A 2,390-nucleotide genomic window follows, 5' to 3' on the forward strand; every position below is an offset into this window, starting at 1 on the left:
TCTCCATTTATATATCATGTTTCTACGAATGCCTAGATCTCTTGCAAGTTGTGCCACAGAGGTGTTAGGTTGATTTGCCAAATGTAGGGCTTCTAGTTTAAACGCTTTGGTAAAGGCTGTGTATTTTATGGTCATTTTGGATTCCTAAATTGTTGTAATTTGGTGTCCAGTTTATTGGGGGAACTTCACCCTCCCTTTATCTCTTTGATTATAATCAAACATCCAGCAATTCCACCCAATGTTTAACGGGTATTTTGGTGCCTTGTTGCAAGTGCATTAAACAACCTATATTTGCGGTAACAATCATTTCTGGGTTATTTGCCGTTAGGTTTTTAAGTTTGTTAATTTTCAGTTGCTTTGAGAGTTTTGGCTGAAAAATTGAATAAGTACCTGCAGAACCACAGCACAAATGTGAATCAACAACAGGCATTTGCCGATAGCCCAGCGAATTTAAAATAGAATCAACCAATCCCCCTAATTTCTGACCGTGTTGCAAGGTGCAAGGTTCGTGATAAGAAATATTAACTTGCTTTAAATTAAGCTGGCTTAAATCTTTATCCGCCAAAAACTCAGCAATATCTTTGGTTTTATTTGCAATGCTTTGTGCTTTTTGATAATAAGGGTCCAACTCATCAAACAAGGATGGGTAATCTTTAACCATCAACCCACACCCACTAGCACTGGAAATAATAACCGCCGCCTCAACTTGAAGCCAAGCATCAATATTACACTTGATTTTAATTAACGCATCACGGCCAGCACTTAAATGCTGGTCAATCGCCCCACAACATTGTTTTTGTGGCGTTTCTGTCGTTTCATAGCCAAGTTTCGCTAAAATATTTTTAATACTATGGTTAATATTAGGTGCAAGCACACCCTGCACACAACCCCCTAATAACAAAACCTTACCCGTTTTTACCAAAGGCTCAATAGCCTTCCCACTCACCCCAGAATGCCTCAACACACGCCCTACCAGATTAAACAAAATAGGCGTAGTCAAGAACTGACGCACAGAATACCGATACACCCTCTGCCAAAACGGGCGTTTTCGTTCCACAAACTCACGCCCAATATCCACCAACTGACCATACTCCACCCCCGATGGACAAGTCGTTTCACACGACCTACAAGTTAAACATCGGTCCAAATGTTTGATACTCTGCCGAGAAAAATGACGCTTTTCCAAAGCCGATTTAATCAAATAAATACGCCCCCTCGGCGAATCCAACTCATTCCCCAATAATTGATAAGTCGGACAAGTCGCCAAACAAAATCCACAATGCACACACTTGCGAATAATGTCATCAGCCTTTAAATTTTGTATATCAATCGTTTGCATAAATTTATTTTTTTCTATTCCCCAACTTTAAGTTTCACAAACACTTTGTTTGTTTTGCACAAAAAAGTAAAAAAAAAGTTCTCACCCTTCCCAACACAGCCAAACAAGTAGGGAAGGGTTTGTAACCCTTCCTAACAGTGCAATCAAAAGCAATAAAGGCTTTATAACCCCACATCTTAAAAAGAACAAATTACCATCAAAAAGTGGAATGGTTACAAACCATTCCCTACCTGTGTTTTGTGAAAAAAGGAACGGTTACAAACCGTTCCCTACCTATATTTTTTTAAAAAAGAACGGTTACAAACCATTCCCCACAACCTCACACCAAATTTATCGGATTGTTTTTATCTAAATGCCATTTTAAGGGGTTATCAACAATATAAGACCTAATATTATCCAATTCCTTTTGATCTCTAATCACTCTATCATAAAAAGATTTCTGCCACCTAAACTTTACCAATGCATCCTCCTCATTAATTCTTTTGGACGAAAAAGTTTTAAAACCACGCATTATCTCCGACAACCCATGACTCGTAGGGAATGGTTTACAACCATTCTCTTCCCGCTCATTATCAATAATCACAATCCCATGAAAATGATTAGGCATCACCACATATTCATCTAATATACAATTTTGATAATGACTTGACAAATCTAACCAACATTTTTCAATAATTTCACCAAAATTATTAATTGAGACCTTTACATAATTCATAATTCCCCATCCTATTTTCAACCTTTGCAATTTTTCAAAAAAAATAGCTCAAAATTTCCGTATTTTTCCATAAAAATCTAAAAAACACCTTGTTTGTTTGATTTTTTTAGCCTTATTTCTCTCTTTTTAGCCTTTTTTACTCACTGGATGTAATAATCCCTTAGGCTTTTTAATCGCTGCATTTCTTTAAAAATATTCATGCCAGTTTTAAGGTTATGACTCATGGCAATCAGTTGTACTCTGGTTTTGTTTCTCTCTAGTCCAAGGTATCTTGCCTTGCCTAAACCGTGATGAAGTTTTAGCAAGCCAAAAGTGCGTTCTACGATATAACGAATG

The 2,390-nt window shown here is 37.1% G+C and carries 4 protein-coding genes; all 4 read right to left on the reverse strand.

Annotated features, from left to right (window positions below; genetic code table 11):
- Positions 1-135: transposase (locus CRYPD_RS08535; protein WP_171004401.1), on the reverse strand; the 135-nt coding region annotated here is incomplete at its 3' end.
- 79 nt (positions 136-214) lie between these two features.
- Positions 215-1,339: a glycolate oxidase subunit GlcF gene (glcF, locus tag CRYPD_RS07555; RefSeq protein WP_138146965.1), complete on the reverse strand. Its 1,125-nt coding sequence runs from the start codon at positions 1,337-1,339 to the stop codon at positions 215-217.
- Positions 1,340-1,658: 319 nt separating this feature from the next.
- A complete protein-coding gene (locus tag CRYPD_RS07560; RefSeq protein WP_138146966.1) occupies positions 1,659-2,054 on the reverse strand; it encodes a transposase in 396 nt (131 codons plus the stop codon).
- Between the two features lie 140 nt (positions 2,055-2,194).
- Positions 2,195-2,390 (reverse strand): transposase (locus tag CRYPD_RS07565; RefSeq protein ID WP_171004370.1); only part of this gene is annotated, 196 nt, incomplete at its 5' end.

The sequence above is a fragment of the Bathymodiolus heckerae thiotrophic gill symbiont genome (genome assembly GCF_900180345.1).
Lineage (GTDB): Bacteria > Pseudomonadota > Gammaproteobacteria > PS1 > Pseudothioglobaceae > Thiodubiliella.

What these genes read in the sequence shown, in the direction of transcription:
- glcF (WP_138146965.1), bottom strand. Translation starts at nt 1,339, where the DNA reads ATGCAAACGATTGATATACAAAATTTAAAGGCTGATGACATTATTCGC.
- CRYPD_RS07560 (WP_138146966.1), bottom strand. Translation starts at nt 2,054, where the DNA reads ATGAATTATGTAAAGGTCTCAATTAATAATTTTGGTGAAATTATTGAA.